Below are 15,053 nucleotides of genomic sequence, written 5' to 3' on the forward strand. Positions count from 1 at the left end.
TATATGCATCATACACTATCTGTCATTGTTGTACAAGTCTGTTTGAATATGTTTCAGAAAGTATTCAGAAATAGACAGGGATTGTCATTTTTTTCTTGACGAACATATGTGCTTCCTATATAATCGAAGAAGTGATATCTATTAGAAATGAGGTGAATCTTATGGCACGCGGTGCTGGTAAAAATAAATGGGCGCTGTTTCTTCTGCTGCTTGCGGGCATTGTGATCGGAAGCTTTATCGCACAGGCGACAGCGGGCGTTTCTGCCCTCTCCTGGCTCAATTATGGTCAGAAGTTTGGACTGACACAGCCGTTTAAACTGGATCTTGGCATTCTGGTACTGACCTTTGGTCTTTCTGTGAAGATCACGCTGGGAAGTATTGTGGGAATCGTGATCGCGATCATTATCTATCATTTTATTTAAACGTACATAAAACAAAACGGGCTTTCGATATTATACGAAAGTCCGTTTTGTTTTTTAGAAATCAGAAGCCGGAGCATGTAAAATGCAGTCCGGCTTCTTAAAAAATATCAAATTATATCATATACAAACAGTGAATTAGACCGGATAAGCCTTGCTGTCAGTATCCGCAGCAGCCGCATCGACCTTATTCTGCTGTGCTTCACGGTACTTGAAGAACTCTGTAGCAACCTGTGGGAACAGTGCATAAGAAAGCACATCCTCATCCTGCTGCTTGTACTGAGCCATCTCCTTCTCGATATCTGCAAGCTGCGGCTTGATCAGATCGGCCGGACGGCAGGTGATCGGCTTTGTATCACCGATACACTTCTTCTGAACTTCTTTATCGAATGGCTTAACAGTCTGACCAAACTCTCCGGAGAGAAGCTTCTTGGACTCTTTGGTAACCATCTTATAACGCTCGCCGGATACGACATTGAGCACTGCCTGTGTACCAACGATCTGTGAAGAAGGTGTAACAAGTGGTGGCTCACCGAAGTCCTTACGAACCTTTGGCACTTCCTCGAGAACCTGCTCGTACTTATCCTCCTGACCCATTTCCTTTAACTGGGAAACGAGGTTACTGAGCATACCGCCCGGTACCTGATAACGAAGTGTCTGGATGTTAACACCAAGTACCTTTGTATTCATAAGACCTGTCTTTAATGCCTCTTCACGCATTGGACGGAAGTAATCGGCGATCTCTGACAGCTTGTCAAGATCAAGACCTGTATCATAAGGTGTTCCCTTGAATGCCTCAACCATAACCTCTGTTGCAGGCTGGCTGGTACCCATTGCGAATGGAGAGATTGCGGTATCAATGATATCGCAGCCTGCCTCTACTGCCTTCATGTAAGTCATGGAAGCAACACCGGATGTGTAATGTGTATGCAGGTCGATCGGAATATCAACAGACTCCTTAAGAGCCTCAACAAGCTCGGTAGCCTTAACAGGAACTAACAGACCGGCCATATCCTTGATACACAGGGACTTTGCACCCATGTCCTCAATTCTTTTAGCCATGTCTTTCCAGTAATCCAGAGTATAAGCATCTCCGAGTGTGTAGGAAAGAGCGATCTGAGCATGTCCGTTCTCCTTATTGGCTGCCTTTACAGCAGTCTCAAGGTTACGAAGATCGTTCAGACAGTCAAAGATACGGATGATATCAATTCCGTTTGCGATAGATTTCTGTACGAAATACTCTACTACGTCATCTGCATAATGGTTGTAACCAAGAATGTTCTGACCACGGAAAAGCATCTGCAGCTTTGTATTCTTGAAGCCTGCTCTGAGCTTACGGAGTCTCTCCCATGGATCCTCCTTCAGAAAACGAAGGGAGGCATCAAATGTAGCTCCACCCCAGCACTCTACTGCATGGTATCCGATCTGATCCATCTTATCAACGATCGGAAGCATCTGCTCTGTTGTCATTCTGGTGGCGATCAGAGACTGATGAGCATCACGCAGAATGGTTTCGGTTATTTTTAACGGTTTCTTTTCGATAGATTTCTCTTTATTAGCCATGATTCTCCTCCAATTCTAAATTCCAAAGATTGCCATAAATACACCGGCTGCGACTGCAGTACCGATAACTCCGGCAACGTTTGGTCCCATTGCGTGCATCAGCAGGAAGTTTGTAGGATCTGCTTCCGCTCCGACCTTCTGGGAAACACGGGCTGCCATAGGAACGGCAGATACACCGGCAGAACCAATCAATGGGTTTACTTTTCCTCTTGTTACAAAGCACATCAGCTTACCGAACAATACACCGGAAGCGGTACCGATCGCAAATGCAATCAGACCAAGACCAACGATCTTTAATGTGCTGAGTCTTAAGAATGCCTCTGCAGATGTGGAAGCACCGACAGAAGTACCAAGCAGGATAACAACGATGTACATAAGTGCATTGGATGCAGTCTCTGTGAGCTGTTTCACAACGCCGGACTCCTTGAACAGGTTACCAAGCATCAGCATACCTACCAGAGGAGCTGTTGTCGGCAGGAGCAGACATACAACGATCGTAACGATGATCGGGAACAGGATCTTCTCCAGCTTAGATACAGGACGAAGCTGCTCCATCTTGATCTTACGCTCCTTCTCTGTTGTGAAAAGCTTCATGATCGGAGGCTGGATGATCGGCACAAGTGACATATAAGAATATGCCGCAACGGCGATCGGTCCCATATATCCGTCTGTTTTAACTTACCGCAGAGGAAAATGGATGTAGGACCATCGGCACCACCGATGATAGAAATTGCTGCTGCAGCTTTATCGTTGAATCCCCAGAGGATTGCGATCAGGTAAGCAGAAAAGATACCGAACTGTGCGGCAGCACCAAGTAAAAAGCTCATTGGGTTTGCAATCAGTGGACCAAAGTCTGTCATGGCACCGACTCCAAGGAAGATCAGTGATGGCAGGATACTCCACTCATCGAGAATGTAGAAATAATGTAATAATCCACCAACGCCATTGGAGGTGTCTTCAGGATTTGCCATGATGTCCGGGTAAATATTTACCAGGATCATACCAAATGCAATCGGAACCAGCAACAATGGCTCATATTCTTTTTTGATCGCTAAATAGAGAAATACACAGCCTACCAGAATCATCAGGTAGTTACCGGGTGTCAGCGTTGTAAACGCTGTCTGACCGGCAAGATTCTCAAGCGTTGAGATAATATAATCCAAAGTTATTCCCTCCTAAATTAGTTCAAAGTTGCAAGTACAGCACCAGCCTCAACAGAATCTCCGGCAGCAACATCAATGCTTGCTACAGTACCGTCCTCCGGAGCAACAACCTCGTTCTCCATCTTCATAGCCTCAAGAATAAGAAGAACATCACCCTTCTTAACCGCCTGTCCAACAGATGCCTTTACGGAAAGGATCTTTCCGGGCATCGGTGCATTTACCTTTACAGAACCAGCGCCAGCTGATTTAGCGGCTGCCGGCTTAGCTGCCTTAGGAGCAGCCTTTGGTGCACTTGCTGCTGCCGGTGCTGCAGAGCCTGTTCCCTCTTCCACAGTTACGTCATAAACAGTTCCATTTACTGTAATTGTATAATTTTTCATGATAATCCTCCATTAAATAAATTCATTCATTTGTTTGATATTACTATCGACGGATAATTGAGCGAACAACAAGACCGTCTGCACTCTCTGTCTCAGAAGCGGCCGCGATCGCTGCGGTGATGACTGCTACAAGTTCCAGATCATCAGTAAGATCCTCCGGCTCGGAAACCGGAGCTGCCGGAGCTGCGGCAACTGCTACAGGTGACTTATCAGCCTTACCTTTACCGATGAGACCGATAAACTTGAAGCAGCTGATCAACAGACTGATGAAGATCAGTACCAGGAATACGATAGACATACTCATGATCGTATTCAGTCCGGCTTTCTGCATTTTCTGACCGAGGGTCTTATATTCATCAAACTTGAATGAATAATTTCCGCTGTCATCGGTCTGGATCTGTCCGTCTTTGTCGAAGGTAAGACTTGCAAGAAGCTTATCTCCGCTCTCACAGAGAATGGTCTCTGTAACCGTTGCAGAATCTGTTGTGATCGTATACTCTGTTTTGATTTTCTTTTTCAGTCCCTTATACTGCTTTTTCTGCTTTGCATAAAGCTTATACTGTGCAAGGGTTGTCTCATCCATCTGATCCTTGTAAGTGGCGATCGTTGAATCGAAATCGAATGAAAACCAGTTGTTTAAGAAACTGTCGGTCTGCTGCTCGAGAGTTTTCTTGTCGAAGTTTTCATTGCCACGGACCAAAGAACATCCGGATACCATCAGTACACAGGATAAAACACAGAAAAATAATAATAACTTTCTTTTCATAAATGTCTCTCCTTTTTAGATGGTTCCATGCTTCTTGCCGATTGGATACTCACTCTTAGTGAAAAGAAGCTCGAATGCAAAAATTAACTGTTTTCTTGCTGCTTCCGGAGCGATGATGGAATCAACATATCCTCTGGCTGCAGCAGCCTGTGTGCCGGACTGTGCTGCGAATTCAGCAGCCTTAGCGGAAATATCAGCATCCTTATCGTCGGCATACATGATCTTAGCGGCAACCTGTGCATCCATCATACCGATGTTCGCATCAGGAAGGGCAAATACCATGTCAGCACCGATGTGCTTAGAGTTCATTGTGATGTATGCACTGCCGTAAGCATTGCCTGTAATCAGGTTGACCTTTGGTACATCTGCCTCAGCAAATGCAGCAGTCAGAATTGCAGCCTTGGAAGCAATCGTCTTCTCTTCCTCAACCGTTGTAGCAAATCCCTCAACGTTTGTCAGTGTCAGGATCGGAATATTGAAGGCATCACATGTCTTAATGAAAGAAGCTGCCTTATCACATCCGTCAGAGGTCAGGCGTGCCTCGAAACTCTCCTGCTCGCTTCCATCCTCGCCGTATACGGCAGTTCTGTTGGCAACGCAGCCGACTGTCATGCCGTCAAGGCTGATAAAGCCTGTTACCATCTCCTTGGCAAAGTCCCTCTTTAACTCAAGGAAGAAGTTGTTGTCGCCGAGATCCTCAAATGCTATTGCAGGATCCTTGATCTCATCTGCAAAGTCAGGTACAAGACGGTTTAAGTCATCCATGCACTCTTCCATGCCGCCGATCTCATTGTTATTCTCAGGGAGAATGCTTACAAGATCACGAAGCTCCGAAAGAAGGTATTCCTCACCGTCGCAGATAACATCCACAACGGAAGCGGTCTTCTGGAAATCTGCAGAAGCGGTATCAAGCTTATCTGCGTAGTTACCCTCCAGAGTATTCGGAGAATTTACGAAAAGCTTACCGTTATTCTGCTCCATAAATGTAAAATCGCTCATGGCAGCCATAACAGCAACACCGCCGCCGCAGTTGCCAAAGATAGCGCTGATCTGTGGGATCACGCCGGAAGCCTTTGCCTTCATCTTGTAGATCTGACCAAAGCCTGCAAGGGCATCGGTAGACTCCTGAAGACGCATTCCTGCACAATCGATCAGTCCAATGACAGGAACCCCTGTCTTCATTGCCAATTCATAGATGTGTGCGATCTTCTTTGCATGCATCTCTCCGATCGTACCATTCAGTGCAGATGCATCCTGACTGTATACATAGACAGGATTGTTCTGGATCAGTCCATATCCGGTGATGACACCATCTGCCGGTACAGATTTCTCCTCCATGTTGAAATCTGTGCTTCTCTTAGTGATTCCGGCACCGAGTTCAACAAAACTATTCTCGTCCACCAAAGACTCAATACGGTCTTTTGCAGACAAAGTGTTTGAGTTACTCATGTTTTGACCTCCTATATAATAGTTATAATAAAAACAAATTTAGACCAAGTATAAGTGTATCTCTTTTGGGCAAAAATGGCAACCGTTTTTTCGCCATTTTTTTCAGAAATAAAAGAAAAAAGAATGATTTTGCCGTTTCCTCATATAATTAGGTAATTCTATATGTATAACAGGTAAATACCATGCAAAAAATCATTAGCATTCTCCTTCTTGGTTTCTGTATTTTTCTTTTGGCACAGCCCTTGAAACGCACATTAAAAGAGCAGGAAAACCGCTTTTTAACACCGAATCCGTCAGTGACAATACAGCCTGCCACACAGGTTCGTCTGACCGGCGCGCAGCTTGGCTCAAAGGTCGCCGCTTCTACCCCATCCGCCTTATATGCCAAAGCATACTGTGTGATGGATACGGCTTCAGGAAGGCTGCTTCTCTCGAAGAATGAACAGGAGCCAATGCCGATGGCAAGCACAACAAAGATCATGACCTGCATCCTTGCACTGGAATCAGACAGGCTTGATGAATTTGTTCCGGTGTCCTCCTACGCAGCATCGATGCCGGATGTGCAGTTAAATATCAGAGAGGGCGAAAAATACCGTCTGCGCGATCTACTCTATTCCCTGATGTTAGAATCCCATAATGATACGGCAGTTGCAATCGCAGAATACCTCGGCGGCTCTGTCAAAGGCTTTGCTGACAAAATGAACGAAAAAGCCAGAGAGCTTGGCTGTGAGTCCACTAGCTTTGTCACGCCGAACGGACTAGATGATGAAAAACACTATACCACAGCAAAGGAGCTTTGTATGATCAGTGCTTATGCCATTCAGAACGAAGACTTTCTAAAGATCATACAGACGCCGCAGTATCAGTTTCAGGATCAGTCGGGGAAGCGCAGCTTTAACGTGAATAATCACGATGCGTTTCTTGGAATGTATGACGGTGCGATTGGCATTAAAACCGGATTTACCGCAAATGCGGGATACTGCTTCTGCGGTGCAGCCAAACGGAAAGGACGCACGTTAGTTTCGGCAGTGCTTGCCTGTGGCTGGCCGCCGCATAAAACATATAAATGGTCTGATACGAAACAGCTGATGGATTATGGCTTTGAGGGCTTTCAGACCTGCGATATCCCGTTGGGACAGGATACCTTTAACCTGCCGGTTGAAAATGGACGGCAGCATACGGTTTTAGTATCAGCTCTTTCAAAAGATACGGACAGCGTGCCGATGCCTCTTCGGATCGATGATGTGATCGAACTCAAAACATCACTTCCCGAGAAGCTGACGGCACCTGTCCGTGGTGGAGATATCATTGGATACAAAGAACTGCTTCTAAACGGAGAGATTCTGGAACGGATCCCGTTATGTACGCAGCAGGACGATGCATCCGTTGATTTTCCGTACTTATTCCGGCATGCGCTTAAAAGCGTTGTCTTTTCGTAGCCGGATGTTTCCGATTACATGATTCCGATTACTTGGAAGCACTGTCACTGTTCTCACCGGTATCAGCGTCTGTATTAACAGATCCTGTGTTGGAAAACTGAAAACTGAAGATCGTGATTCCTAAAATAACAATACCTATAATAGCTAAAGCGATAGTTGTACTCATAATATAAAACCTCTTTTCCTTTTATTCTGTTTTCATGTTATAAATAAGGTGAAACAGGTACCAAAAGAAAACGGTCAGAAACTCACCGGTGGTACCCTATTGGAATAAAAGGTCTGCTTTCGCCCCATCCTTGTCGTGGATAAAACGTATGGCGGTTGCAAGCCGGAAGGTAGTAGATCTGTAAATGGCGGGGGTAAAATCTCTTCTGGAAAAAAAGGTACAGATAGAAAGAACAGCAATCGTGTAAAGAAGAGTCAGATCATGCTGCTGTCTGCCGTCCTGTCTGAGCGTGACCGGACGCGCGTTACTCAGTCTCGGCTGGATCAGACGGACGCCAAGAAGCTCCGGGCTGCAAAGCTCCAGAGAACTGTTCTGGACAGTGGTGGTCTGAATAAGACTGCCGTTCGCAGAAAATTCCGGAGAATGTCCCTGTGGAAGTGAAGTTACATCCATGCCGGATGCAGAAACAATCATTACAAGGATCATGCAGATGATCAGCCAGTGCTGTTTATGTAATTGCTTCATGGGACATCCTCCTTCCTTTTGATAATGCTTATGTTGTGATCCGCCAAATTAGTAATCTTTCTGCAGCTCAGGTATGGTACTTATCCATCAGCAGCGGACGGCAAGCTCCGGCAGATTGCGTTCACCGAGCCGGACCGCCTTGCAGACGCGGCGGTATACAAGGTCGCATACCTCAACAGACTTCATATCCTTATAGTCCTCATAATAGAGTGGCTTCAGAAAATATACCTGTGTGTGGACGCGGCGCAGGGAATTGAGATCATATACTTTCCAGGAATCCACGAGTGCAACAGGAACGATCGGCGCTTTCACCTTCATGGCACTCTTAAACGTACCCGGTTTAAACGGATCCACGTGGTTACCGTTGCGGTGCTTATAGCCTCCTGCCGGAAAAATAATGAACTTGCGTCCCTGTGCGGTCTCCTGGGAAACCTCATGGATGATCCGGGCTGCCTGACGGATATCGTGCAGCTTGATCCGCTTTCCTTTGACCAGATCGATAAACTGGCTGACAAGAGGCATATGGGAACGGGCGTCATCCATTACCACAGAGCAGGGCAGCGGATGACCGTACATGATTCCGAGTGCGTCGTATTTGCCCTGATGGTTCGGAAACATAACATAACCTCCGGTAGCAGGAAGATTATCTCTGCCATAAACGGAGGTGGAGATCCGTGCGGTTTTCATCATCTGACGGATCATCTTCAGGTCATACTGATAACGGAACTCCTCGGAATATTTGCGCTCCCTGACAGCATAATAGCCCGCTTGCGGGATCATCCATGCCCTGTGCAGGTTCCGTATTAAAACATATATAAAACGGAGCAATGTGCTTCACTCTTTTCTAATGGTAAAATCATTTTGAAACAGCAGTGAATGAAGCCATTTCTTTTATATCATAATTTACCATATTAAATATTTTTTGGCAACTGTTGCAAAACGGAGACGGTACATATAAAATGATGCATGAACGAAAATCAGATCACAATGGATATCTTTTCCAAATGCTGTCGCATATTTGATGATTTATGGAGATAAATAAAGATAAAGGAGGATGAATCCATGGCATTAGATGGAATGGTGATCGCAGATATGGCATATGAGCTTAACCGGGATCTTACGGGCGGACGCATTGCAAAGATCGCCCAGCCGGAGAAGGATGAGCTGCTTCTGACGATCAAGCAGAGTATCCCTCAGGAAGGAGAAAAGACACTGCGCAGTCAGAAGCGTCTTGTACTTTCGGTCAATCCGAGTCTTCCGTTGATCTATGAGACGGAGGAGACCAAAAATTCTCCGATGACGGCACCGACCTTTTGTATGGTGCTTCGAAAGCATTTGTCCAATGCAAGGATACTCTCGGTTTGTCAGATCGGACTGGAGCGTGTTCTTTGTTTTGAACTGGAGCATCTCAACGAGATGGGGGATCTGTGCCACAAAAAGCTTTATATCGAGCTGATGGGCAAGCACAGCAACATCATTTTCTGTCAGGAGGATGATGTGATCATAGACAGTATCAAGAGGGTTTCGGCGTTAGTCAGCTCGGTGCGTGAGGTTTTGCCGGGAAGAACATATTTCATTCCGAATACGTTAGAGAAGTTTGATCCGCTGACCGTGGACAGGGACACTTTTTTAGAGCGTGTTCTGACAAAGCCGATGCCGCCCGCAAAGGCAATCTATACATCGCTTACCGGTTTCAGTCCGGTTATGGCAAATGAACTTTTATACCGGGCAAGCCTTTCGGATGTGACATCTACGGATGCGCTTACGGAGATGGAGCGACTGCACTTGTACCGCAATTTTGAGACGCTTCGGGAAGAGCTTCTCTCCCACTCCTTTGTGCCGACCATGATCCGGCGCGGACAGGAGCCTGTGGAGTTTGCGGCATTTGACCTGACTTCGTATGAGCGGGATGAGAGCTGTCAGAGTATTGTGTATGACAGCATGAGCAGTCTGCTGTATGATTATTATGCGCAGAAGGAACTCTATTCGAGAATCCATCAGAAATCCTTTGAGCTTCGTCGTGTGACCAACACGGCGCTGGAGCGCTGCCGCAAGAAATACGATCTGCAGGAAAAACAGCTTCGGGATACTGAGAAGCGTGATAAATACAAGGTCTATGGTGATCTTCTTACAACATATGGTTACAGCCTTACCGGCGGGGAGAAAAGCTTTACCTGTGAGAATTATTATACCGGCAAGGAAGTAACGATCCCACTTGATGAGACGAAGTCGGCGATGGACAATGCCAAGCGATATTTCGAGAAATATGCCAAGCTTAAGAGAACCTTTGAGGCGCTGACAGTCCAGATCGAGGAGACAAGACAGGAAATCGAGCATCTCGAGTCTGTCAGCAATGCACTTGATATTGCAAGACAGGAGGAAGATCTGAGCCTGATCCGCAGGGAGCTTTCGGAGTGCGGCTATGTCAAGAAGCATGCGGAAGCCAAAAGCAGCCGTGGCAAGGTTAAGACAAAGAGTAAGCCGTTTCATTATATTTCTTCGGATGGTTTTCATATGTACGTCGGACGGAATAATTATCAGAATGATGAGCTTACATTCCACTTCGCCAACGGTGGCGACTGGTGGTTTCATGCCAAGGGAACGGCAGGCTCTCATGTGATCGTAAAGACCGAAGGGAAAGAGCTTCCGGACAGGACTTTCGAGGAGGCAGCAGCTCTTGCCGCGTGGTATTCCAAGGCAAAGAATCAGGCAAAGGCAGAGATTGATTATATTGAGCGCAAACATATCAAAAAGCCGAACGGTAGCAAGCCGGGCTTTGTTGTTTATTATACCAATTATTCCATGACGATCGTTCCGGATATTTCCGGATTAAAGGAAATTGAGGATTAGGACAGGAGGGATACTTACTGATGATACGTTCGGATAATCATGTGCATACATCATTTTCAACAGACAGTGACACACCTATGGAACAGATGGTTTTAAAGGGGATTGAGCTTGACTTATCTTCCATCTGTTTTACCGACCATATTGACTATGATTTCCCGGATATGGGAAATGGCGTCGAGTTTTTGTTTGATGTGGATGAATATTTTGCAAAGCTTGCCGCGCTGAAGGAGTCATATCCGCAGTTTGAGCTGCGCCGTGGTGTAGAGATCGGTCTGAAACCGGATCTTACAGAACGTTGCAATGCACTGGTGCATGGATACCCGTTTGACTTCGTAATCGGTTCGACACATCTGGTGGACAATGTCGATCCTTATTACCCTGCCTTTTGGGAACAGTATTCGGAGAAGGAGGGCATCCGCCGCTACTACGAGCTGACCATGGAAAATATCAAAACAGGCATAGACTTTGACGTCTACGGACACATTGATTATATTATCCGCTATACGCCGACCCAGCAGAAATACAAGGCGCAGGGCATCATCAATGAGGCATATATGGAAAAATGTTTCCGGGAGTCCGCAGATGCGGTCGATGAGATCCTTCATCTTCTGCTTGCGCGCGGCAAAGGCATTGAGGTAAATACGGCGGGGATCAAATACGGTCTTGGTCACACGAATCCGCAGGAAAAGGTGTTAAAGCGTTACAGAGAGCTTGGCGGCGAGATCATTACGGTCGGCTCCGATGCGCATGAGACAAAGCATCTGGCGTATGCCTTTGAACGCATCCCGGCTCTGTTACAAAGCTGTGGTTTCCGGTATTATACCGAGTTTCGCGGACGAAAGCCGGAAATGATCGCACTTTGAGTAACTACATATTAAGAAACTACTTTTGGCACGTGGTCTGAATGCAATTGGACATTATGAATCTGCTGCAGGTAAGCGGCTATGCGAGAGACCTGAGTTCGTGTACGCAGTTTTTGATCTGGCGGAAGGTTTCCTCAATCTCCTCCGGCGTATTTTCGTGACCGATCGTGATACGGACGGCGGACAGCGCCATCTCATCGGACAGACCGATTGCTTTTAAGACGTGGGACGGTGATGGATCTGAGGAGGAGCATGCGGAGCCGCCGGATACGTAAATGTCTTTTGCTTCCAGCATGGCGATCAGGGTCGCACTGTCGATTCCGGCGAAGCTGACATTGATATTGCCGGGAAGCCGTTCCTGTCTGCTGCCGTTTAATCGTGTCATCGGAATTTCCGAAAGGATTCGGTTCATCAGGTGGTCTCTGAGTGTCTGTTGTAACAGGGTATGTTCCTTTTGGTGTGCCGTGGAAATGTCAGAGGCGGTTCCCATGCCAATGATGCCGGCAACATTTTCGGTGCCTGCTCTCCTGCCCGCTTCCTGTGCACCGCCATATAACAGAGGAGTGAGTGCAAGCTCTTTGTTCGCATAGAGAAATCCAACGCCCTTCGGACCACCAAATTTATGGGCGCTGACACTTAAGAAATCAATCGAATCGTCATCGACCTGAATGGGAAGATGTCCATATGCCTGAACAGCATCCGTGTGAAACGGAATGCTGTTTTTTTGCGCAATCTGTCCGATTTTATGGACAGGCTGCAGTGTACCGATCTCATTGTTGGCATACATAATACTGATCAGAATCGTGTCCGGACGGATTGCATCATTGAGCATATCACAGTCGATGATCCCGTTTCTGGTGACGGGCAGGTAGGTGACCTCAAATCCCTGCTTTTCCAGAAAACCGCAGGTGTGCAGGATAGCGTGATGCTCGATGGAGGAGGTAATGATGTGGCGGCCTTTGCAGGAAGAGGTTCTGGCTGCGTTTAACAGCACCCAGTTGTCAGCCTCTGTTCCACCGCTGGTAAATATAATTTCTTCCGGGGAGGCATGAATCACGGCTGCCAGCTTTTCACGGATCTTATCCAGCTTTTTGTGCAGAAGTCTGCCTTCCCGGTAAGAGCCGGATGGATTGAAATACTGACGATCCAGATAGGGTGTCATCTCACTGACAACCTCCGGATAAGCGGCTGTTGTAGCGGCATGGTCCAGATAGATCATAATGGTTTCCTCCAGATATGAAAACGGTGGCTTATCATTAGTATATGCGTATTTTCGTCATAGTTGATTCCTAGGTTTCATAAATATTTAGAAACAATCGATGATCCCGAAGCGAAATGCTGCCGGATCCGGAGGAAATATGACAACGACAATGGCACACAGGCTTTTAAAGGGAACGTTATTATTGACGATTACCGGATTTATCACACGGGTCCTCGGCTTTTTCTACAGGATCTATCTCGCGGATCTTCTGGGGGCGCATTATCTTGGCATCTATCAGCTGATCTTTCCGGTGTATGCCATTTGCTTTACGATTTACGGGGCAGGCATTCAGACGGCACTCTCCCAGGTAATCGCCTCGAGAAAAAATGACAGAGAAAACCCCTCCGGCTGCTTGCGTCTTTTCGTCATCGGAACCGTGATCGCAATGGCGCTTGCCCTACTCCTGCAGTTTCTTCTCTCGAGCAATGCAGAGTGGGTTGCCATACATTTTGTCATGGAGGTGTCTTTAACGCCGTATCTGAGGATCATGACAGTGTTTTTCCCGTTCTGCTGCCTGTCTGCCTGTATCAACGGCTATTATTACGGTATCCAGGATGCAAAGATTCCTGCTATGACGCAGGTGATCGAACAGATCTTCCGGATTGTTTTTGTGTTTGGCATTTCTTATCTTTTGATTCCGGGAGCAACCCCGCAGGAAAACTGTCGGATCGCCGTATGGGGGCTTGCGGTCGGTGAGATCAGTTCGTGTTTTTATAATGTGTATAAGCTTGCATGTCATCTGCGGTCGCAGAGAAAAAATGTGTACCGGATGGTTTATGGAGAAAATGTAAAACAGAGTCATAAGAGCAAAGCTGACGTCAGGAAATATCATTTCATGAAATCAGTGGACCGCGGTGGCGTTTATTCGCTGGTCTGGCTTGCTTCTACCCTGACTGTGACAAGGCTTTTTATTACGCTGTTAAACAGCATTGAGACGGTACTGCTGCCGGCAATGCTGCGTAAATACGGATACAGCGGCGAAGAGGCACTCAGTATATACGGAGTGCTGACAGGAATGACATTTTCGTTTCTTTTGTTCCCATCGACGATCACCAATTCCCTGGCGGTGCTTTTGGTGCCGTCCATTGCCGAGGCGGATGCGGCGGGGAATATCCGGATGATCCGTAAAAGTATTATCCTGTCGATCCGCTACTGCCTGCTGCTCGGCATTTTGTGTACCGGGTTTTTTATGGTATTTGGCATGGAACTTGGCAGAGTGATCTTTCACAATGAGATGGCGGGAGAATATCTGGTGACCTTATCCTGGCTTTGTCCGTTTCTGTATCTTGCGACAGCACTGACCAGCATTATCAACGGAATGAAAAAGACGCATATCACCTTTCTCATCACGGCAGTCAGTCTTGGTATTAAGATTGTGTTTCTTGTACTGGCAGTGCCACGGTATGGAATGCGTCTTTATCTGATCGGTCTTTTGGTGAGCCAGCTTCTGCAGGTTATTTTGGAGCTGATCTATCTGTGTCCGCATTTTCGGACAGAGGGAAAACGTCAGGACAAGGAAGAACGATTTGAACCGGTTCGTCAGATCCTGCTTCCCTCACTCCTGATCCTGCCCTGTACCATTGCAGCAAAAAGCAGCTACCAGTGGTCTGGCAACTGCTTTGGAAATGTCTCTATCGTATGTCTTTTGATTGCCGGCATTGTCTTCTGTGCCGTATATGCTGCCGGTCTGTTTCTGACCGGAAGTCTTACTCTGACTTTGCTTCCGGGGAAGGCTTCTTTGGAGACTCCTCCTCGAAGGTAAGACCGAGATTACCCTCTCTGGTGATCGTTCTGTTTAAACGCATCTTTAACTCGCCCCAGGCATCAACAAGTGCCATCTTCTCAGAAAACGGCATATCCTTGACGTAGGACATGGTCTCATCCTCCGGCAGCATGGATGACTTTGGCATCGCAAGGATGTATGTACGGTTGGAATTGATCGTAACCGTGGTGTAATCATCTCTGGACAGCTTCAGTTCAAACTGAAAAGCGTGCCGTCTTGCCTTGACGGTAATATCTCTCGCAATCTTAAGGCGTTTGCGATAAAGATAATCAGTGATCTTGTCAACTTTGTAATCGATACTGCTCCCCATGATCAGTTACCTCCCCTGTGAATGACATCTCGCTGGCAGGCAGACATAAAATCTTATCTGCCAATTAAGTCTTATATATCATTTCTGTATATAACAGCATATCTATTTTTGACGGG

The 15,053-nt window shown here is 46.6% G+C and carries 14 protein-coding genes and 1 pseudogene; 5 read left to right on the forward strand and 10 right to left on the reverse strand.

What is annotated here, in order from left to right:
* Positions 1 to 161: 161 nt before the first annotated feature.
* Positions 162 to 422, forward strand: a complete 261-nt coding sequence (locus DXA20_RS04815; protein WP_022307015.1) for a DUF4321 domain-containing protein — start codon at positions 162 to 164, stop codon at positions 420 to 422.
* A gap of 135 nt (positions 423 to 557) precedes the next feature.
* Here DXA20_RS04815 and DXA20_RS04820 read toward each other — a convergent pair whose 3' ends face one another.
* The 5 genes and pseudogenes from DXA20_RS04820 to DXA20_RS04840 all read right to left on the reverse strand — a co-directional run bounded on the left by DXA20_RS04820 (position 558) and on the right by DXA20_RS04840 (position 5,740).
* A complete protein-coding gene (locus DXA20_RS04820) occupies positions 558 to 1,982 on the reverse strand; it encodes an oxaloacetate decarboxylase subunit alpha (RefSeq protein WP_022307016.1) in 1,425 nt (474 codons plus the stop codon).
* Between the two features lie 15 nt (positions 1,983 to 1,997).
* A pseudogene (locus DXA20_RS18320) lies at positions 1,998 to 3,145 on the reverse strand (sodium ion-translocating decarboxylase subunit beta).
* Between the two features lie 17 nt (positions 3,146 to 3,162).
* Positions 3,163 to 3,525 (reverse strand): biotin/lipoyl-containing protein, encoded by a 363-nt coding sequence (locus tag DXA20_RS04830; RefSeq protein ID WP_118559497.1) that lies wholly within the window; start codon positions 3,523 to 3,525, stop codon positions 3,163 to 3,165.
* A gap of 43 nt (positions 3,526 to 3,568) precedes the next feature.
* Positions 3,569 to 4,291 carry an OadG family protein gene (locus DXA20_RS04835; protein WP_022307020.1) on the reverse strand — a complete coding sequence of 241 codons (723 nt, stop codon included), beginning with the start codon at positions 4,289 to 4,291 and terminating at the stop codon, positions 3,569 to 3,571.
* Between the two features lie 15 nt (positions 4,292 to 4,306).
* On the reverse strand, positions 4,307 to 5,740 hold the full coding sequence (locus DXA20_RS04840) for an acyl-CoA carboxylase subunit beta (protein ID WP_022307021.1): 1,434 nt from the start codon (positions 5,738 to 5,740) through the stop codon (positions 4,307 to 4,309).
* A gap of 182 nt (positions 5,741 to 5,922) precedes the next feature.
* On the opposite strand from DXA20_RS04840, the gene DXA20_RS04845 reads away from it, so the two are divergent.
* On the forward strand, positions 5,923 to 7,179 hold the full coding sequence (locus tag DXA20_RS04845) for a D-alanyl-D-alanine carboxypeptidase family protein (protein ID WP_158577141.1): 1,257 nt from the start codon (positions 5,923 to 5,925) through the stop codon (positions 7,177 to 7,179).
* A 28-nt stretch (positions 7,180 to 7,207) separates the two neighbouring features.
* Here DXA20_RS04845 and DXA20_RS16125 read toward each other — a convergent pair whose 3' ends face one another.
* The 3 genes from DXA20_RS16125 to DXA20_RS04855 all read right to left on the reverse strand — a co-directional run bounded on the left by DXA20_RS16125 (position 7,208) and on the right by DXA20_RS04855 (position 8,650).
* Positions 7,208 to 7,345 (reverse strand): hypothetical protein, encoded by a 138-nt coding sequence (locus DXA20_RS16125; RefSeq protein WP_158577142.1) that lies wholly within the window; start codon positions 7,343 to 7,345, stop codon positions 7,208 to 7,210.
* Between the two features lie 96 nt (positions 7,346 to 7,441).
* On the reverse strand, positions 7,442 to 7,870 hold the full coding sequence (locus DXA20_RS04850; protein ID WP_022307025.1) for a hypothetical protein: 429 nt from the start codon (positions 7,868 to 7,870) through the stop codon (positions 7,442 to 7,444).
* A gap of 87 nt (positions 7,871 to 7,957) precedes the next feature.
* The gene (locus DXA20_RS04855) at positions 7,958 to 8,650 is read right to left on the reverse strand and encodes a lysophospholipid acyltransferase family protein (RefSeq protein WP_118559498.1); all 693 of its coding nucleotides are present in this window, start codon (positions 8,648 to 8,650) and stop codon (positions 7,958 to 7,960) included.
* A 282-nt stretch (positions 8,651 to 8,932) separates the two neighbouring features.
* Between DXA20_RS04855 and DXA20_RS04860 the strand changes: the two genes are divergently transcribed.
* Together DXA20_RS04860 and DXA20_RS04865 are read left to right on the forward strand one after the other, a co-directional pair.
* Entirely contained in the window at positions 8,933 to 10,720 is a 1,788-nt protein-coding gene (locus DXA20_RS04860) for an Rqc2 family fibronectin-binding protein (RefSeq protein WP_118559499.1), read from the forward strand.
* Between the two features lie 20 nt (positions 10,721 to 10,740).
* Positions 10,741 to 11,583, forward strand: coding sequence for a histidinol-phosphatase HisJ family protein (locus tag DXA20_RS04865; RefSeq protein ID WP_022307028.1), 843 nt, complete (start codon positions 10,741 to 10,743; stop codon positions 11,581 to 11,583).
* A gap of 79 nt (positions 11,584 to 11,662) precedes the next feature.
* Here DXA20_RS04865 and DXA20_RS04870 read toward each other — a convergent pair whose 3' ends face one another.
* Entirely contained in the window at positions 11,663 to 12,802 is a 1,140-nt protein-coding gene (locus DXA20_RS04870) for a cysteine desulfurase family protein (protein ID WP_022307029.1), read from the reverse strand.
* A 139-nt stretch (positions 12,803 to 12,941) separates the two neighbouring features.
* Between DXA20_RS04870 and DXA20_RS04875 the strand changes: the two genes are divergently transcribed.
* A complete protein-coding gene (locus tag DXA20_RS04875) occupies positions 12,942 to 14,606 on the forward strand; it encodes a polysaccharide biosynthesis protein (RefSeq protein WP_158577143.1) in 1,665 nt (554 codons plus the stop codon).
* Here DXA20_RS04875 and DXA20_RS04880 read toward each other — a convergent pair.
* Entirely contained in the window at positions 14,551 to 14,937 is a 387-nt protein-coding gene (locus DXA20_RS04880; RefSeq protein ID WP_118559502.1) for a hypothetical protein, read from the reverse strand. The two genes, DXA20_RS04875 and DXA20_RS04880, sit on opposite strands and share 56 nt — an antisense overlap.
* Positions 14,938 to 15,053: the final 116 nt, after the last annotated feature.

This window comes from Roseburia sp. AM59-24XD (assembly GCF_003478445.1).
Taxonomy (GTDB): domain Bacteria; phylum Bacillota; class Clostridia; order Lachnospirales; family Lachnospiraceae; genus Jutongia.